The organism is Pseudundibacterium arcticum (assembly GCF_042646465.1).
GTDB lineage: Bacteria > Pseudomonadota > Gammaproteobacteria > Burkholderiales > Burkholderiaceae_D > Undibacterium_A > Undibacterium_A arcticum.
On sequence record NZ_JBHRTP010000008.1, the window covers coordinates 184979 to 202728 of the forward strand.

Consider the following 17750-nt stretch of genomic DNA (forward strand, 5'->3'; position numbering starts at 1 on the left):
GCTTTCCACCCTATTTTAAGGGAGTATGCTGAAAAATCACGCCATCCCGCTGGATTTACAAGCAGCAATAAAAATACTGGAGCCAGTATATTTTAAGACTGGGGCTACCTTGCAATCCCGGCGCGCCGCTCCCGGCCCCCAGATACTATGACCCGCATCGACTTTCACACCAATATCGCCGACAAGATCGGCTACGCCTGCCGGCTGGTGCGCAAGGCGCGCGCCCGCAGCGCCAACTGCCAGATCGTGCTGCTGGCCGAACCGGCGCAACTGCAGGCGCTGGATCAGGCGCTCTGGACGTTTTCCGACACCGATTTCCTGCCGCACGTGGTCGCCGGCGACGCGCTGGCGTCGCAGACGCCGGTCATCCTGACCGATGATGACGCGGCCGATCTGCCGCATCACGAGATGCTGCTGAACCTGTCGAATCGTACGCCGGCGCATTTCGCCCGCTTCGAACGCATGTTTGAAATCATCTCGTCCGACCCGGCAGATACCGCGGCCGGCCGCGCGCGCTATGCGTTTTACAAGCAGCGCGGGTATCCGCTGACCCATTTTGTGGCAGACCAGGCATGAACCATCACACCATCGACACCTTCGACACCAGCATCCCGACCCTGACGGAAATCATCGCTCCCGCAGCCGCACCGGAGCCATCGCCGCAGCCATCACCGCAGCCAACACCGCGGCCGACGCTGGAACAGCTGCTGGAGCCGACCACCTGGTCGACCGATGGGCCAGATCCGGAGTCAGCGCCGGCACCGAAGACGGAATTGAAGCCCGCCGTGCGGCTTGAATCGGACTTTGCATCACGTTTCGAATCGCGCTTCATCCCGGCATCGGAGCTAGACGCTGAGGCGCCGCTGCTGACCGAGCAGATGGTTGCCACAACTGCCGCGCAACCGGCTGCAGAGCCTGTTGCAGAATCGACTGTCACGGAACCGACCATCGGCTGGAGCGCCGAACAGCGCGAAATCCTGGAACTGCAACTGAACGAACGCATCCTGCGCCAATTGCAGGGACGCATCGATTTCGTGCTGGAACAGCGGGTCCGCGACAGCTTGGCCGATGTGCTGCAGAGCGCGATCGAAGGGCTCACCAGTGAGATCCAGCGCGGCTTGCAGCAAACGCTGGAAGAAGTCGTCGGGCGCGCGGTAGCGCAGGAAATCGCGCGCTTGCAGACGCAAAAAAAATAAATTGCGCCAGTTTATTTTGCATAAATAAACACCCGGTTCTTTTCCACGTTGATTAATAAAATTTCCAACTGCGTCATTGAACACCTAAACGACCGCTAACTTCCTACAATCTCCGCTGTTAACTTTTGCATCAGCAATCAACACTTCGGAGATCGTCATGAAAGTCATCGTTTTGGGTTCAGGCATTATCGGCACGTCCTCCGCCTGGTTTTTGAAACAAGCCGGCCACGACGTTACCGTGATCGATCGCCAGCCTGGCGCGGCACAGGAAACCAGCTTCGCCAATGGTTGTCAGATCTCGGTCTCGCATGCTGAACCCTGGGCCAATCCGGCGGCCCCGATGAAGGTCCTGAAATGGCTGGGTCAGGAAGACGCGCCGTTGCTGTTCCGTCCGCGCGCAGAATGGCTGCAATGGATCTGGGGCCTGAGCTTCTTGCGCGAATGCACACCGGCCCGCACCGCCGACAACATCCGCCAGATCGTCGCGATCTGCGAATACAGCCGCCGGACGCTGCAACAAATACGCGCGGAAACCGACATCCAGTACGACTGCCTGACCAAGGGCATTCTGCACTTCTACACCGACCAAAAAGAATTCGACGATTCCCTGCCGGCCGCGAAACTGATGCGCGACCTCGGTTGCCCGCGCGAGTCGATCGGCGCCGATGAAGTCATCCGCATCGAGCCGGCGCTGGCCAGCAGCCGCGACAAGATTGTCGGCGGCGACTTTACCAAGACCGATGAATCGGGCGACGTCTACAAGCTGACCACCGGCTTGGCCAACAAGGCGGCCGATGCCGGCGTCGATTTCCAGTTCAACACCACCGTCACCCGTCTGTTGACCGAAGGCGCCGGGGTCGCCGCCAAGATCACCGGCGTCGAGATCATCGATGCCGCCGGCACCCACAAGGTACTGCGCGCCGATGCCTATGTGGTCGCCATGGGCAGTTTCTCGCAGCCACTGCTGAAGCCGCTCGGCGTCAATCTGATGATCTATCCGGGCAAGGGCTATTCGGCCACTTACCAGATCACCGATCCGGATCAAGCGCCGACCGTATCGCTGACCGACGATGGCTACAAGCTGGTGGTGTCGCGTCTGGGCGACCGTCTGCGCGTGGCCGGCACCTGCGAAGTGAACGGCTATGGCCGCGATCTGAACACCGCCCGTTGTGAAGCGATCACGCGCCGCACTCGCGAACTGTTCCCGGATGCCTGCGACTACGACAATCCGGTGTACTGGACCGGCCTGCGTCCACTGACGCCGTCCAACGTGCCCTACATCGGCAAGACCAAGATCAGCAACCTGTTCCTGAACACCGGCCACGGCACGCTGGGCTGGACCATGGGCGCAGGTTCGGGCCGCGCGATCGCCGAAATCATTTCCGGTCGCCAGCCGGAAGTCGATTTCGCATTCACCGGCATGCCGCGCCATCAGACCAACACATTGTCCGGCGCGCTCCCGGTCAAAGCCTGATCGAAGCCTGAACAAAGTCTGATCAGCGGCTGATTAGCGGCTGCTCAGCGGCTGCTCAGCGGCTCATTAACTGCGCACGCTAACCAGGGCCGGTGCGCCCCGCTACCCTGCCACTGGCCGGGATAACGGGGCGCACAGGTCCTGGTTGCAGTGAAGCGCGGTCTGCGGCAAAAATGGCGCGAATCGGATTGCAACGCTAGGGGAAACTACCTATCCGTTTGTGAGCGTCATTATTGACGCCGTCTGCAGCGCAAAAATGGCCGGAAACCCGCACCAAATCATGGTGCGCCATTTGTCATCCTGCATGTGCGACGACACGTTTATGCATTAGGTTGTGCTGATGGAGAGCGGTGATGAACCCAATTATTTCGCAATTCTGACCTGCAGTTCGGCGGCTTTTTCGTCGAATGCGATACGGGTCGCGAACTTGGCGCACTTCATTGGAAAACGGGACTGGAAATGGCGCACATTGCCCGATCCGGAAATGGCACGCCGCACAAACTGGTAGTAGGCGTCCATGTCGATCACGTGCACCACCAGGAAGTAATCGTAATCGCCGGAGACAAAATAGCATTGCATGACTTCCGCTTCCTTGGCCATGCGGGCCTCGAAATCCTGCATATGTTCGTCCGACTGGTTGGTCAGCGACACTTCGAGGAAGGCCAGCATGCCGTAACCGAGGGCGAAAGGATCGATCATCGCGACATCGGCGCTGATGATGCCGGTTTCACGCAAGTCGCGGATACGGCGCAGGCAGGTCGGCTGCGAAATATGGACTTTGTCGGCCAGCATCCGGGTCGGAGTCTGGTTGTCTTTCTGCAAGAGGTTCAGCAGCTTGCGATCGACCTTGTCTAGCGTATGGAATTTGGGCATATGAAAGTTATTTGAAAATCGGGAAAACCACATAAATTGCTTTGCTAACTATTTTTTATGTTGTACCTTTGACTTGTTCAGGACTCTGAATAGGTAGTGTTGCAGTAACCTTGTATTTTTTCAATCCTTAGGAGGTTGTATATGCAGTTCAAGACAAAAATGATTCCACTGGTGGGCGCAATTGCATTTGCATTTGCAGGTGCTGCTTCCGCACAGGAACAGGTCGTCAAGATCGGTCACGTCGGCCCAATCTCGGGCGCAATTGCTCACCTCGGCAAAGACAATGAAAACGGCGCCAAGATGGCGATCGAAGAACTGAACACAAAAGGCGTCACCATCGGTGGCAAAAAAATCAAGTTCGAACTGCTGGCTGAAGACGACGGCGCCGATCCGAAACAAGGTACTGCTGCAGCGCAGAAACTGGTCGACGCCAAGGTCAATGGCGTGATCGGTCACCTGAACTCGGGTACCACGATCCCAGCGTCGAAGATCTACAACGAAGCCGGTATTCCACAAATCTCGCCATCGGCAACCAACCCTAAATACACCCAGCAAGGCTTCAACACCGCGTTCCGCGTGGTGGCCAACGACGGCCAACTGGGCGGCACACTGGGCCGTTACGCTGTGCAAATCCTGAAGGGCAAGAAACTTGCCGTCATCGATGACCGTACCGCTTATGGCCAGGGCGTTGCTGAAGAGTTCATCAAAGGCGCGAAGGGCAAGGGCGGCGGCGTCGAAATCGTTGCGCAACAATACACCAACGACAAGGCGACCGACTTCAATGCGATTCTGACCGCAATCAAGTCCAAGAATCCTGACGTCATTTTCTTCGGCGGTATGGATGCAGTTGCAGGCCCGATGCTGCGCCAGATGAAGCAGCTCGGCATCAATGCCAAGTTCATGGGCGGCGATGGTATCTGTACTGAAGCGCTGGTTAACCTGGCTGGCGACGCCATCGGTGACGACAAGGTAGTGTGCGCCGAAGCCGGCGGTGTGGTCGAGGCCGACAGGAAAGGCATGGAAGACTTCAAGGCTGCCTACAAGAAGAAATTCGGCACCGACGTGCAGATCTATGCGCCGTATGTGTACGACGCTGTGATGACGATGGTCGACGCCATGAAAAAGGCTAACTCCGTTGAACCTGCGAAGTACCTGCCTGCTCTGGCCAAGATCAAGCACAAAGGCGTGACCGGCAATATCGAATTTGATGCCAAAGGCGACATCAAGGACGGTACGCTGACGCTGTACACCTACAAAGGTGGCAAGCGTCAACTGCTGGCTGTGACCAAGTAATTCGTCCAAGCCTGATAAAACGCCCGCTCTTTGGAGCGGGCGTTTTTTTGGTACCTATGGGTGTTATTGGATGCCATTCGCGCCTGCGGTTCAAAGAAACCCCAACCAAAGAGCTGCGAACAAACGAATAAGCATCAGCATTGGCGCCCTCAGAAGCAACAACAACAACAAAAAAAGCGCTCGATCGAGCGCTTTTTGCTATGGTGTCTTGCCGACTATTTCAGCGACAGGATCCATTTGACCAGGGTGCGCGCCTCCGCTTCCGACACTTGCGCATTGGCCGGCATCGGGACTGCGCCCCAGGCACCGCTGCCACCTTTGAGCACTTTTTGTGTCAGCTTGTCCTCAGCGTCTTTCTGCCCCGCGTATTTCGCGGCGACATCCTTGTATGCCGGACCGACCACCTTGTTACCCACCGCATGGCAGGCCATGCAATTCTTCGCTTTCGCCAAATCGGCATTTGCCATCGCGACGCCTGACGTCAGCGCCGAAACAGCCAGACAGACCAACAAAGAACGTTTCATTGTTTTCTCCAAAGGAATATGCATATCATTTTACAGCGCTTTTTCACGCGCCTTCGATGCCCTACGTTGTAAAACGCATGCAACACCGAATCCGTTGACCGCATTGATTGACGGCAATGTCCTTTCACCCTATGCTCCTTCGAAAGGAGTCGCCATGCCCATCATTATTACTATCGTTTTATTGTCAATATTGAAATATTTTGAAATCGGCCCATTCGCGAACATGTCATGGTGGTGGGTCGGCGGTCTGACCGTGTTTGCCTTCATCTGGTTCGAATTTGTCGAGCCCATATTTGGATGGGACAAGCGCAAGGCGCACAAGGAAATGGAAAACATACGCGATGAGCGGGTCAAGAAGACGTTCGATACCAGCAAGAATAAGGCGAAGCGGCGCTGATTTCCGAACCTGCAAACCGAACGCGGAAAATACGCACAAAAAAGCCGGAGCAGATCCGGCTTTTTTATTGCTGTGGCGCGCCATCAGCGCCTGATAAATTCATATACTGGCTGCACAGGCGCTAATTACCGCGCAAGAATAAATGATGTGAATTACATACTCCGTCATTCATCATCGATCATTCTTCAGAGCCGTGGATCGCTTCGCGCCGCATCACCCTGGCACGGTGCGACCGCACCGCTTCCGGCCCACTCAGCCAGTCACTGCGCCCTTGCTGGCCGATGATGCCAATGCCGCAAATTTCGCCAGCACGCCGCGGGTGTAACGTGGCGCCGGCGCCTTCCAGGCAGCGCGGCGGCGCGCGATTTCATCATCGCCGACATTCAGCTGGATCAGCAAGCGGTGCGCGTCGATCGTAACCGAATCGCCCTCCTGTACCAAGGCGATGGTGCCTCCGGCGTAGGCTTCCGGCGCCACGTGGCCGACCACCATGCCCCAGGTACCGCCCGAAAAACGGCCATCGGTGACCATGCCAACCGACTCGCCCAATCCCTTGCCGATCAGCGCCGAAGTGGGCGCCAACATTTCCGGCATGCCCGGCGCGCCTTTCGGTCCCAGATAACGCAGCACCAGCACGTCGCCAGCCTTGATCTGGTCGGCCAGGATCGCGTCCATCGCAGTGTATTCATCGTCGAACACACGCGCAGGGCCGGTGATGACCGGATTTTTCAGGCCGGTGATCTTGGCGACGCAGCCTTCGGGCGACAGATTGCCTTTCAGGATTGCGAGATGGCCCTGTTTGTACAAGGCGCGATCGATGCTGCGGATCACATCCTGATCGGCGGGCGGCTGATCGGGCACCGCCGCCAGTTCTTCGGCCAGGCTGCGGCCAGTAATGGTGATGCAGTCACCGTGCAGCAGGCCGGCGTTCAGCAGCAGTTTCAGCACCTGCGGAATGCCGCCGGCCTGGTGCAGGTCGGTTGCGACGTACTGCCCGGATGGCTTCAGATTGCAGATCACCGGCACCTTCTGACGCACCCGCTCGAAGTCGTCGATCGTCCATTCCACCTCGGCGGCATGCGCGATCGCCAGATAATGCAGCACCGCATTGGTCGAGCCGCCGGTGGCCATGATTAGCGCCACCGCGTTCTCGATCGACTCGCGGGTAATGATGTCGCGCGGTTTCAGGTCGCGCTTGACCGCCTCCACCAGCACGCGCGCCGATTCGGCAGCGGAGCCGGTTTTCTCGTCGTCGGGATTGGCCATGGTCGACGAATACAGCAACGACATGCCGAGCGCCTCGAACGACGACGACATGGTGTTGGCGGTGTACATGCCGCCGCAGGAGCCGGACGACGGGCAGGCGTTCTTCTCGATGCCGTCGAAATCCTCCTGCGACATGCGCCCTGCAGTGAATTCGCCGACTGCTTCGAACGCCGATACGATGGTCAGGTCCTTGCCCTTCCAATGACCCGGCTTGATGGTGCCGCCGTAGACGTAGATGCCCGGCACATTGGTGCGCGCCAGCGCGATCATGCCGCCCGGCATGTTCTTGTCGCAGCCGCCGATCACCACGCAGCCGTCCATCCATTGGCCGTTGACTGCGGTTTCGATACAGTCAGCGATCACTTCGCGCGAAATCAGCGAGTACTTCATGCCCTCGGTACCCATCGACATGCCGTCGGAAATGGTCGGCGTGCCGAATACCTGCGGATTGGCGCCGGCTTCCCGGATGGTGTTGATCGCGATATCTGCCAGCTTCTGCAGGCCGGAATTGCACGGCGTGATGGTCGAATGGCCATTCGCGATACCGATCATCGGCTTGTCGAAGTCGGCCTTCTCGTAGCCCATCGCGTAATACATCGACCGGTTCGGGCTGCGAGCCACGCCCTGGGTGATGTTTTTCGAGCGACGGTTGTATCCGTTTTGCTTGGGCTGGTCGGCCATGACGATCTCCTGAATAAGCAATGATTAAGTAAAGAGCAAGAGTGCCTTGCACAAAGCCATGTGTCAAATATATGATTCGTTTCTTATTAATATGAAACAGATATGAATCGCTGCAAACGAAGATTGCAACTGCGTGTTGCGGCGATGCTCTGATGAAACCGATCCATGAACATTGATTTACGGCAGTTGCGTTACTTTGTCGCGGTCGCCGAAGAACAGCATTTCGCGCGCGCCGCGCTGCGCCTGCACATGACGCAGCCGCCGCTATCCCAGACCATTCAGGCGCTGGAGGCGGCGCTTGGCTGCGCGCTGTTCGACCGCAGCAAGCGCAGCGCGGTGCTGACCGCAGCCGGCGCCGCGCTGCTGCCGGAAGCGCGCCGGCTGTTGCTGCAGGCCGAGGCCCTGCCCGATCTGGCCCGCCGCGCGGCATCCGGCGAAAGCGGCCGGCTGGCGCTGGCCTTCGTGTCGAGCGCCGACTACAGTGTGTTGCCGCCGCTGCTGCGCGAGTTTCGCGGCCGCTATCCGCAGGTGCAGATCGATTTGCGCGAAGCCACCACCGACATCCAGCTCGACGAATTGTTGCAGGGCCGAATCGACGCCGGCTTGCTGATCCCGCCGCTGCCGGAAAAGGCGCTGGCCGAGCTCGATTATCTGCCATTGCTGCGCGAACCGCTGGTGCTGGCGGCGCCAAAGAAAACGCCGGGCTTGCGCGGCACCACGACAATCGCGCTGGCGACACTGGCCGCGCACAGCGATCTGCCGCTGATCATCTTTCCGCGCCGGCTGGCACCCGCGCTGTACGATGCGATCCTCGGCTGCTTTCGCGCTGCCGGCCTGACGCCGCAGATCGGGCAGGAAGCGATCCAGATGCAGACCATCGTCGGCCTGGTATCGGCCGGCATGGGCATCGCCCTTGTGCCACAATCGGTATCGAATTTGAAACGTCCCGGTGTCGAATACCGGGCGCTGGCGGGCGACACGCCGCTGGTCGAAACCGGCTTGGCCTGGCGCCGCGATAATCGTTCGCCGGTATTGCGTGCCTTTTTAAAACTATTAGGAAAGACTTCGTAAATGCTGACCCACCCGATGCCCGACCCCGTTGCGTTGTCGCTCGGCCCGCTGGCCGTGCGCTGGTATGGACTGATGTATCTGCTGGCATTCGCGCAATTTCTGCTCCTCGGCCGGCAGCGCATCCAGCAGCCGCATATTGCCGCGATCGGCTGGAAAAAGGAAGACCTGGACGACATGCTGTTCTATGGCGTGCTGGGCGTGATCATCGGTGGCCGTCTCGGTGAGGTGCTGTTTTACCGGCCGGCATTTTTTCTGGAGCATCCGCTGGAAATAGTGCAGGTCTGGCATGGCGGCATGTCCTTCCATGGCGGATTTCTTGGCGTGCTGATCGCGATGGCATGGTGGGCGCGCAAGATCGACCGCAATCTGCTCGATGTGCTCGATTTCATTGCGCCGTTGGTGCCGCTCGGCTATGCCGCCGGCCGGATCGGCAATTTCATCAACGCCGAACTGCCGGGCCGGCTGGCAGATCCGTCACTGCCATGGGCCATGATCTGGCCCAACGTCGATAACCTGCCGCGTCACCCGTCGCCGATCTATCAGGCGCTGGTCGATGGCGTGCTGCTGTTTGTGGTGCTGTGGCTGTTCTCGCGCAAGCCACGACCGCGGATGGCCGTCAGCGGCCTGTTCGCGCTCGGTTATGGCTGTGCACGCTTCTTCACCGAATATTTCCGTATGCCAGATTATGAGGTGAGCTTCGCCGGCATCACGATATCGGCCGGTCAGATGCTGTCGCTGCCGATGATTGCACTGGGGCTGGTGATGTTGGGATTGGCTTACCGGAAAACAGGTTCGCGCCCGGCCTGATCGTCAGGCACGCTATCGGACGCCAACGCGAACCATGGCGCCAGGATTGTTACGCGACGGGCCGGCGGGCTCCGGGGTCGGTTAGCCGGCAGCGTCTTCCATCGCTTCGCTCAACGCCCGCCCGACCAGCCCATCAAGTACCATCCGTTGCGCGTGACCGTCGCGAAACGACTGCTCGAGCTGCTGGGCCGACATCGAGAACGCTTCCTGCCGCGCTTTGGTGGTGAAGATGAACAGGCTGCGCAACGGGCTGACCCAGGCAATCTTGACCTTCTTCGGAGCATCGCCTGCTGGCGTGAATTCGAGCCAGGCGCCGCGCTCCAGACCGGCGACCGTGGCGACAAACTCGTCATCCGGCACCACCGTTTGCTGCTGTGTCTGGGCCCGCTTCTCGAGCCGCCTTTCGGTGGCCTTTTGCGCCGCCTCGACCGCGATTTCAAGCTGGCGCTGCGGCGACAATTCGAGCGGCGCCCGCACGATCGAGGCGTGGCATTCGGCCAATTCGGAGAAGAAGCGCAGCCGATCGGCATCTTCCCATTTAATGACATTGAGCCATTTATTGACCATCGTCAGCAGAGCTGGCAGCTTGGTGATCAGCTCCTTGCGCTGCTCCTGCGAGATCTTCGGCTTGACGCTCCAGATCAGCTCGTCCATGGTCTGCAGCGCGTGTTGCAGCGCCTGTGGCTTCTCGTCCCTGACGCTGTAGGCCAGGGATAACACCGACACCCATTTCGCCTCGAGAAAAGTCTCGACAAACGGCACCACCTCGCCGCTGCCGATGCGCTGCGCGACTTCGCTTTTGGCTGCAGTGTGGGCCTGCGCCAGTTTTTCCCGCTGCAGTGCTTCGGTGATCGGTGTTCTGAGCACGCCGGCCGCGGCCTGCTCTTCCTCCTCTGCCAGGAAGCGTTCGAGGTCGCTGACAACAATCGAGAACAGCGAGATTTCGCGATCAAACTCTTGCTGCACGCGACCGACATTGCGCTTCATGGTCTGGTACAGCGGATCGTCGTAGCCTTTGGTCGGATCCCACGCCACGCTCGACTTGCTGAGCAGTTCGATCAGGCGTCGCGCCGGATGCGCCTCCTCGAAGAAGAACTCCTTGTCGATCAGCGCCGCCTTCAGGATCGGGATCTGCAGCAGGCCGATCAAGTCCTTGATTTCCGATGGAATATTGGTATCGCGGAAGACCGTATCGAAGACCTTGGTCAGCAGATCGATGGTGTTTTCATCGAACTGCGTCAACGCATGCCGCGGCACCTGACCCTTGATCTCTGCCAGGCGTGAACTATGCGGCGGTACCGCGCCAGTGCCCGAGGCGTCGCCGCCAAAGCCCTGATCAGCGATGCGCTGTTGCAGATCGGCCAGAAACCCATACAGTTGACGGGTCGCGCCCGATGCCTGCGGCGCCGGCCCGGGATAATCGGCCCGCAGCATATTGGCCAGGCGCAGGCCGGAGTCGCCGCGTTGCTCAAACACATCGGCAGCAGCGGATGTGGCGGCAGCGGCGACGATGTCGTCGGGTGCCTCGGGCGCGGCAAACATGCGTTTCAGTTTTTGCAGCAACGCGGTCTCGGCGCTATCGTCCTTGCGCGTTGCGTCGGAATGGCCGTCGGTTTTCTTGATGCGGTACGATTCCTGCAGATCGGGCAGAATGCCGTCCGCAATCAGCGCGTCGTTCAGGGCCTGCAGCAGCGGCGACAACTGCAGGAACACGTCGGGACGCAACAATGGCATCACAAGATGGTGCGATTCGGGATCCGGGTCGAAGTTGCGCCAGGCGAGGTTAATGGCGGACAGAAACACTTCAGGGCGGAACGGATTCTGCGACAGCGACAGTTCGTCCCGCTGCAGCAGGTTGGCGAGCCGGATGTTCAGTGCGTGGTAGGCATCCGCATGCTGTTGCTCGAATGGTCGGCTGCCGGCACCGATTTGCAGCTTGTTGTCCATTTCCTCATACGACACCAGCGACAAGGCGCCATCGGTTTTCGCCGCCGCCGGATACGAACCGCGCTCGAGCATGCCCAGTTCGCGCTGCAGGTTTTCCTTCAAGAAAGCCGCTGCCAGATGCTGGAAGGCATAACTATTGTTCTTGAGCAGATTGGACACGTTGAAGCTCAGATTGGCTTCGCGCGAGTCGGTACTGGTTTCCGATTGCTGCATCAGGGCATCCGCCAGTCGCGCCGAGAACGCGTCGTGCTGGGCACCGGCGAGATTCAGCGCCACCGGCAACAGGTCGCGCAGAATCTCGCTGCGGCGCGATTGCGCCGTAGCCGCGTTGGCCGACATACTGCTCGTTTGCCCTGAGGAAGTGAAAGCCATGATGTTGCCAATTCCGAAGAATTTTTAAATGTCGATCTGGCGTCTGGCGCGTCCTGCGTGGCGCCTGCTTCGCGATTGTCCGTTTGCTATACAGACTGCGACGAGACGACGGATGATTCATGATCCAAGGTAAAAATATTCGCAGCAGCTGTGAACTCTTTCCATATACTCATGCCATCGGCAAGGCATTGCGCATATATTCTGAGCGATCACTGCACATACTCACAAACTGCACCCCTGTCAATATCCCAGCAATGGCCCTATTTTCGAGCGTAAATAGGCCCCAAATATGGACCCGTCAGCGTGGAATAGTGTCGATTATGCGCTTAATTTAGAAAATATTTCCGTAGAGCATTAAAATATTAATGCCTGTAGCAAATCGATCACTTTAAATTGCAATTGATGCAAGAATCGGTCATGACGTGACAGAAATGGCTCGCGTGCGACATTGGCCCCGAGGCTCGACCCTGCGCCTCACTTGGCAGCGCCGAAGTCCGACGCAGGCGCACTTCCCCCCTGGCATCAGCCAGTCTGCAGATCGAAGCATTCCGATCGGCCAATCCGCTCAAATGGCTTTGCCAAAGCGGCTTGCCGCGCCGGAATGAACTTCCTTAGCCGTCAGGCGGCCTGCTGAGCGGGCGCCTCAAGCGGAGGCGTGCCGCTCTTGAACAGCGTCATTAATTGCTGCCGCAATTCCGGCGTGTCCTGATGCTTATGCACCGCGACCGCATGTTGAACCGCAGCGTCGAGCAGCTCGGCGTCGCTGTCCGCACACAGTGCCACTGTGCATTTGCTGTCGCTCGGAAATTCGCGACAATCGATGTATTTCCGCGCCATGATGGGCTCCTTATTCGACGGGGTTAAATTGAAACGCTGGTCGTTTCCAGCAAATGGCAGCCGTCGATCTTCCATTTGCCGTCCGTCTCACGTTCCATCCGATAAATTGCGATCCAGACATGGCTGTCCGGACTGGTCAGGCGCACGATCAGCAAGGTATCGGCACCGATGACTTGCGCTCCCGAAAACAACACCGCCCGGTGTCGGTAGATCGGGCCGTATTGCTCCTTGACCAGACGCATGAAATCGTCCGGACTACCCAATCTGCGACGGCTAGCCTGCGTCGTCAATGCAAACGCCGCCGGCGCATCATCGTCCTCGAATGCATCAAATTGGGATTGCACCACCTCGCGAATGGCTCTGGTGTCGGCTGCACTGAGCTCGGAGACAGATGCAGAAACCGGAGCCAATGCCAGCATTGGCACCCACACCAGCCCCGCCATCAAGAATGATCTTCGCCTCATGTTGCCGCCAGATTCACTTTGCCGGAATCGGCCCAGACTGTTGGCGGCCCGAGGCCGCCAACTCGTGCAGAAACGCCATCCAATTGCAGCTGCCACGACTGACTAATTGGAGTGCGTATCTGCCGCCAATATCCGTCGCTCCAGATGATATTTCGCAAGCCAAAAAACAAAAAAGCAGCCTGCAGGCTGCTTTTTTGTCGGTTGCGCTGGTCCGCTGCGCTGCAGCACTTCCTTAGAACTGATCCTCGCTCAATGCCAGAACGCCGACGCTGCCGTCCACGATTGCGGTGCGGTAGCTGGCCGCCTGCGACAGGAAGTGCTCGGCAAAGAAGCGCGCGGTAGATATCTTGGCCTGGTAAAAACTGGCGTCGCCTGTACCCGATTGCAGCTGTTGCGCAGACACCAGCGCCGCACGCGCCATCTGCCAGCCACCCAGTACGATGCCGGCCATTTTCAGGTAGGGCACGCTGCCGGCGAACACCGCCTTGATGTCGGACTTCATGTTGCCGGCAACATAGTCGACCACCTGTTCCAGCGCTACCGCGCCGGCTTCCAGCTGCTGCGCAATCACCTGCAAATCGGCAGCATGGGTCCCGGCACCGGCCTTGATGGCCACCAGTTCGGCGACGGTTTGCTGAACCTGGGCCAGGATGGCCTTGGCCGTGGCACCACCATCGCGCACCGTCTTGCGACCGACCAGATCGTTGGCCTGGATGGCGGTGGTGCCTTCGTAAATCGTCAAGATCTTGGCGTCGCGATAGAGCTGGGCGGCACCGGTTTCTTCGATGAAACCCATGCCACCGTGCACTTGCACGCCGGTCGAGGTAACGTCGAGCGACATTTCGGTCGACCAACCCTTGACGATCGGCACCAGGTATTCATAGACCGCCTCGTTGCTCTTGCGCACCTCGGCATCGGGATGGTGATGCGCCACGTCACTGGCCGCGGCGGCAACGTAAGCCAGCGCGCGCGCCGCTTCCACCTGCGACCGCATCGACATCAACATGCGGCGTACATCGGGGTGGTGGATGATGGTGACCGGACCGGCAGACCCGGCCAGATCGCGCGACTGCACGCGGTCCTTGGCATACGCTACGGCCTTTTGGTAGGCGCGTTCCGCCACTGCCACGCCCTGCATGCCGACCGCAAACCGCGCCGCGTTCATCATGATGAACATGTATTCGAGACCGCGGTTTTCCTCGCCGACCAGGGTGCCGATCGCACCGCCGTGGTCGCCGAACTGCAATACCGCTGTCGGGCTGGCCTTGATGCCGAGCTTGTGTTCAATCGATACGCAATGGGCATCGTTGCGTGCACCCAGCGTGCCGTCGGCATTGACCAGGAATTTCGGCACGATGAACAGGGAAATCCCCTTCACGCCGGCAGGCGCCTCGGGGGTGCGCGCCAGGACCAGATGGACGATATTCTCGGCCATGTCGTGTTCGCCGTAGGTAATGAAGATCTTGGTGCCGAAGATCTTGTAGGTGCCATCGTCCTGCGGCACCGCACGGGTGCGCACCGCCGCCAGATCCGAGCCGGCTTGCGGCTCGGTCAGGTTCATGGTGCCGGTCCATTTCCCGGTAATCAGATTTTGCAGATAGGTACTCTTCTGCGCGTCGGTGCCGGCTGTCATCAAAGCCTCGATCGCGCCATCGGTCAGCAGCGGGCACAGCGCGAACGACAGGTTGGCCGAATTCAACATTTCGATGCACGGTGCGGCAACCAGCTTCGGCAAACCCTGACCGCCAAATTCGACCGGATGCTGCACGCCCTGCCAGCCTGCGTCACCATAGGACTTGAAAGCTTCCTTGAAACCCGTGGTGGTGAAGACCTGGCCGTCTTTCCAGTAGCTCGGCTCCTTGTCGCCGGCAAAATTGAGCGGCGCGATGACTTCGCCGGTGAACTTCGCGTTTTCTTCCAGCACCGCTTCGACCGTTTCCGGCGTCGCGTCTTCGCAGCCGGGCAAGGCATGGACTGCGGACAGGTCGGCCAGTTCGTTGATGACGAACAGCATGTCTTTCAGTGGGGCGTTGTAGCTCATTTGTGTCTCCAAAAGAATCAAGCCACAGAGATCACAAAGGCACCGCGCATTTCCTGTGCGTGCATTTGCAGCCCCTGTGGCTTGTTGTTACCTGTCTGTCTTGTAGATTAGCCCAGTTCGGCTACCAGTTGCGGCACCAGTTCGAACAGATCGCCGACGATCCCGTAGTCGGCCACCGAGAAGATCGGCGCTTCCGGATCCTTGTTGATGGCGACGATGGTCTTCGAATCCTTCATGCCGGCCAAGTGCTGGATCGCGCCGGAGATGCCGACCGCGATGTACAGCTGCGGCGCCACGATCTTGCCGGTCTGACCGACTTGCCAATCGTTCGGCACATAGCCGGCATCGACCGCTGCACGCGAGGCACCCATCGCCGCGCCGAGCCGGTCGGCCAGCGGTTCCAGGATCTTGAAGTTGTCGGCGGAACCCATGCCGCGGCCACCGGAGACGATCACCTTGGCGGCCGTCAGCTCGGGCCGGTCGGACTTGGCGACTTCGCGCGACACGAAGCGCGATGTGCCGGAGTCGGCCACCGCCGCCACGTTTTCGATCGCGGCGCTGCCGCCGCCGGCAGCCGAATCAAAACCGGTGGTGCGCACCGTGATGACCTTGACCGGGTCGGACGATTGCACGGTGGCGATCGCGTTACCGGCGTAGATCGGGCGCTCGAAGGTATCGGGCGCGTCGACCTTGGTGATTTCGGAAATTTGCGCAACGTCGAGTTTGGCCGCCACGCGCGGCAGGATGTTCTTGCCGTAGGCGGTGGCCGGGGCCAGGATGTGCGTGTAGTGTCCAGCTGCGGCGGCGACCAGCGCCAGCACCTGCTCGGCGACGTTTTCGGCCAGGCCATCGGCAAACGGCGCCGCGTCCGCCACCAGTACCTTGGTGACGCCGGCGATTTGGGCGGCGGCCTGGGCCGCCGCGCCGCAGTTGGCACCGGCGACCAGAATGTGGACTTCGCCACCGCATTCGATCGCGGCGGTGACGGTATGGTGGGTGCTGCCTTTCAGCGTAGCGTTGTCGTGTTCGGCAATGACTAATGCGGTCATGATATTTTCCTGACGGTTCTAGGGTGGCGCAGGCGGCGCAGGGAATGAGCGGCGTCCGGCCTGGCGCGCTGGTTAAATGACTTTCGCTTCGTTCCTGAGCTTGGCGACCAGGGTCGCGATGTCGGGCACCTTGACACCGGCGGAGCGCTTCGGCGGCTCCACCACTTTCAGGGTCTTGACGCGCGACGCGACGTCGACCCCGAGATCGGCCGGCTTGACGGTATCGAGCGGCTTTTTCTTGGCCTTCATGATGTTCGGCAGCGTCACGTAACGCGGCTCGTTCAGGCGCAAGTCGGTGGTGATGATGGCCGGCAGCGTCAAGCTCAGGGTTTCCAGGCCGCCATCGACTTCACGCGTGACGCTGACCTTGCCTTCTTCCAGCACGACCTTGGACGCGAACGTCGCTTGCGGCCAACCGAGCAAGGCCGCCAGCATCTGGCCGGTCTGGTTGCAATCGTCGTCGATCGCCTGCTTGCCGAGGATGATCAGTTGCGGCTGTTCTTTATCGGCCAGCGCCTTGAGCAGCTTGGCCACGGCCAGCGGCCCAATGTCGGACTCGGTGTCGACCAGGATCGCGCGGTCGGCGCCGATCGCCATCGCGGTGCGCAGGGTTTCCTGGCATTGCGTGACGCCGCACGAGACCGCCACCACTTCGGTGACCTTGCCGGCCTCTTTCAGGCGCATCGCTTCTTCCAGCGCGATCTCGTCGAACGGGTTCATCGACATTTTGACGTTGGCGATATCGACGCCGCTGCCGTCGGGTTTGACGCGTACCTTGACGTTATAGTCGACCACGCGTTTGACTGGTACCAAGACTTTCATAGCTCTGCCTTTGGGAAAATACAATTGACGTTAACGTAAACTAAATCGGATTATAAAAGAGATTGCGCAGTTGCACAGGAATTTAGCACGGTCGTGCGATTAATGGCTAGAATTATTCCACTAACCGCCCGACTGGAGCGCGCACCGTTCACCAGCAATCCCCGCGCGCGCGGATATCCAGGCAGTTGAAACTCTGCGAGTTCTGGCCACCCCGGCGACTACAGAACGTTGCTTTGAGGAAAGCCATACCAGCGTCATCGAAGGCTGCGATTGCGGCACCAGCACGCCGGTCATTTGCGCTTCATGAAAAATTCGAAATTGTTCTCGTGGCTGGTTTGTGACAACAACTCGTTGCCGGTCTGCTTCGCGAAAGCCTGAAAGTCACGTACCGAGCCCGGATCGGTCGCCAGGATATGCAGCACCTGCCCGCTCAACATGTCCGTCAGCGCTTTTTTGGCTTTCAGGATCGGTAGCGGACAATTCAGGCCGCGCGCATCGACTTCCTTATGAAATTCCATGATCGAGTTTCCCAGTGTGATTCAGTTATTCAGTTATTCAGTGATTCATTGAACTAGCGACGACGCTCGTGTGCCATACAGATAATCTTGCCTTAAGCGGAAAGCGCCTCTCGGCCAC

At 59.3% G+C, this 17750-nt stretch carries 17 protein-coding genes; 7 read left to right on the plus strand and 10 right to left on the minus strand.

Features of this window, described 5'->3' with window-relative positions; genetic code table 11:
- Positions 1-147 precede the first annotated feature (147 nt).
- From ACFOFO_RS03815 to ACFOFO_RS03825, 3 genes are all read left to right on the plus strand, one after another.
- Entirely contained in the window at positions 148-576 is a 429-nt protein-coding gene (locus tag ACFOFO_RS03815) for a DNA polymerase III subunit chi (protein ID WP_390326396.1), read from the plus strand.
- Entirely contained in the window at positions 573-1196 is a 624-nt protein-coding gene (locus ACFOFO_RS03820) for a hypothetical protein (protein WP_390326398.1), read from the plus strand. The genes ACFOFO_RS03815 and ACFOFO_RS03820 overlap by 4 nt, the downstream gene beginning before the upstream one ends.
- A gap of 157 nt (positions 1197-1353) precedes the next feature.
- Positions 1354-2670 (plus strand): D-amino acid dehydrogenase, encoded by a 1317-nt coding sequence (locus tag ACFOFO_RS03825; protein WP_390326401.1) that lies wholly within the window; start codon positions 1354-1356, stop codon positions 2668-2670.
- Between the two features lie 363 nt (positions 2671-3033).
- On the opposite strand, the gene ACFOFO_RS03830 is transcribed toward ACFOFO_RS03825, so the two are convergent.
- Positions 3034-3543 carry an Lrp/AsnC family transcriptional regulator gene (locus ACFOFO_RS03830; protein ID WP_390326404.1) on the minus strand — a complete coding sequence of 170 codons (510 nt, stop codon included), beginning with the start codon at positions 3541-3543 and terminating at the stop codon, positions 3034-3036.
- 141 nt (positions 3544-3684) lie between these two features.
- Between ACFOFO_RS03830 and ACFOFO_RS03835 the strand changes: the two genes are divergently transcribed.
- Positions 3685-4836, plus strand: a complete 1152-nt coding sequence (locus ACFOFO_RS03835) for a branched-chain amino acid ABC transporter substrate-binding protein (protein WP_390326406.1) — start codon at positions 3685-3687, stop codon at positions 4834-4836.
- Between the two features lie 215 nt (positions 4837-5051).
- Here the strand turns inward: ACFOFO_RS03835 and ACFOFO_RS03840 are convergent, their stop codons facing one another.
- A complete protein-coding gene (locus ACFOFO_RS03840; RefSeq protein WP_390326409.1) occupies positions 5052-5360 on the minus strand; it encodes a c-type cytochrome in 309 nt (102 codons plus the stop codon).
- Positions 5361-5514: 154 nt separating this feature from the next.
- On the opposite strand from ACFOFO_RS03840, the gene ACFOFO_RS03845 reads away from it, so the two are divergent.
- Positions 5515-5757 (plus strand): TIGR04438 family Trp-rich protein, encoded by a 243-nt coding sequence (locus ACFOFO_RS03845; RefSeq protein ID WP_390326412.1) that lies wholly within the window; start codon positions 5515-5517, stop codon positions 5755-5757.
- Between the two features lie 252 nt (positions 5758-6009).
- On the opposite strand, the gene ilvD is transcribed toward ACFOFO_RS03845, so the two are convergent.
- Positions 6010-7704, minus strand: coding sequence for a dihydroxy-acid dehydratase (ilvD, locus tag ACFOFO_RS03850; RefSeq protein WP_390326414.1), 1695 nt, complete (start codon positions 7702-7704; stop codon positions 6010-6012).
- Between the two features lie 165 nt (positions 7705-7869).
- Here ilvD and ACFOFO_RS03855 point away from each other — a divergent pair, with 165 nt between their 5' ends.
- Together ACFOFO_RS03855 and lgt are read left to right on the plus strand one after the other, a co-directional pair.
- Positions 7870-8775, plus strand: a complete 906-nt coding sequence (locus tag ACFOFO_RS03855; RefSeq protein WP_390326417.1) for a LysR family transcriptional regulator — start codon at positions 7870-7872, stop codon at positions 8773-8775.
- Positions 8776-9582 carry a prolipoprotein diacylglyceryl transferase gene (gene lgt, locus ACFOFO_RS03860; RefSeq protein WP_390326418.1) on the plus strand — a complete coding sequence of 269 codons (807 nt, stop codon included), beginning with the start codon at positions 8776-8778 and terminating at the stop codon, positions 9580-9582.
- An 81-nt stretch (positions 9583-9663) separates the two neighbouring features.
- On the opposite strand, the gene ACFOFO_RS03865 is transcribed toward lgt, so the two are convergent.
- From ACFOFO_RS03865 to ACFOFO_RS03895, 7 genes are all read right to left on the minus strand, one after another.
- Positions 9664-11901, minus strand: a complete 2238-nt coding sequence (locus ACFOFO_RS03865) for a DUF1631 family protein (RefSeq protein WP_390326420.1) — start codon at positions 11899-11901, stop codon at positions 9664-9666.
- 618 nt (positions 11902-12519) lie between these two features.
- The gene (locus ACFOFO_RS03870) at positions 12520-12738 is read right to left on the minus strand and encodes a DUF1059 domain-containing protein (RefSeq protein WP_390326421.1); all 219 of its coding nucleotides are present in this window, start codon (positions 12736-12738) and stop codon (positions 12520-12522) included.
- Positions 12739-12761: 23 nt separating this feature from the next.
- A complete protein-coding gene (locus ACFOFO_RS03875; protein WP_390330891.1) occupies positions 12762-13202 on the minus strand; it encodes a DUF4864 domain-containing protein in 441 nt (146 codons plus the stop codon).
- Positions 13203-13434: 232 nt separating this feature from the next.
- On the minus strand, positions 13435-15243 hold the full coding sequence (locus ACFOFO_RS03880) for an acyl-CoA dehydrogenase (RefSeq protein WP_390326426.1): 1809 nt from the start codon (positions 15241-15243) through the stop codon (positions 13435-13437).
- A 107-nt stretch (positions 15244-15350) separates the two neighbouring features.
- Positions 15351-16292 (minus strand): electron transfer flavoprotein subunit alpha/FixB family protein, encoded by a 942-nt coding sequence (locus tag ACFOFO_RS03885; protein ID WP_390326428.1) that lies wholly within the window; start codon positions 16290-16292, stop codon positions 15351-15353.
- 72 nt (positions 16293-16364) lie between these two features.
- Positions 16365-17114, minus strand: a complete 750-nt coding sequence (locus ACFOFO_RS03890; protein WP_390326431.1) for an electron transfer flavoprotein subunit beta/FixA family protein — start codon at positions 17112-17114, stop codon at positions 16365-16367.
- A gap of 290 nt (positions 17115-17404) precedes the next feature.
- Positions 17405-17632, minus strand: a complete 228-nt coding sequence (locus ACFOFO_RS03895) for a sulfurtransferase TusA family protein (RefSeq protein ID WP_390326433.1) — start codon at positions 17630-17632, stop codon at positions 17405-17407.
- Positions 17633-17750 lie beyond the last annotated feature (118 nt).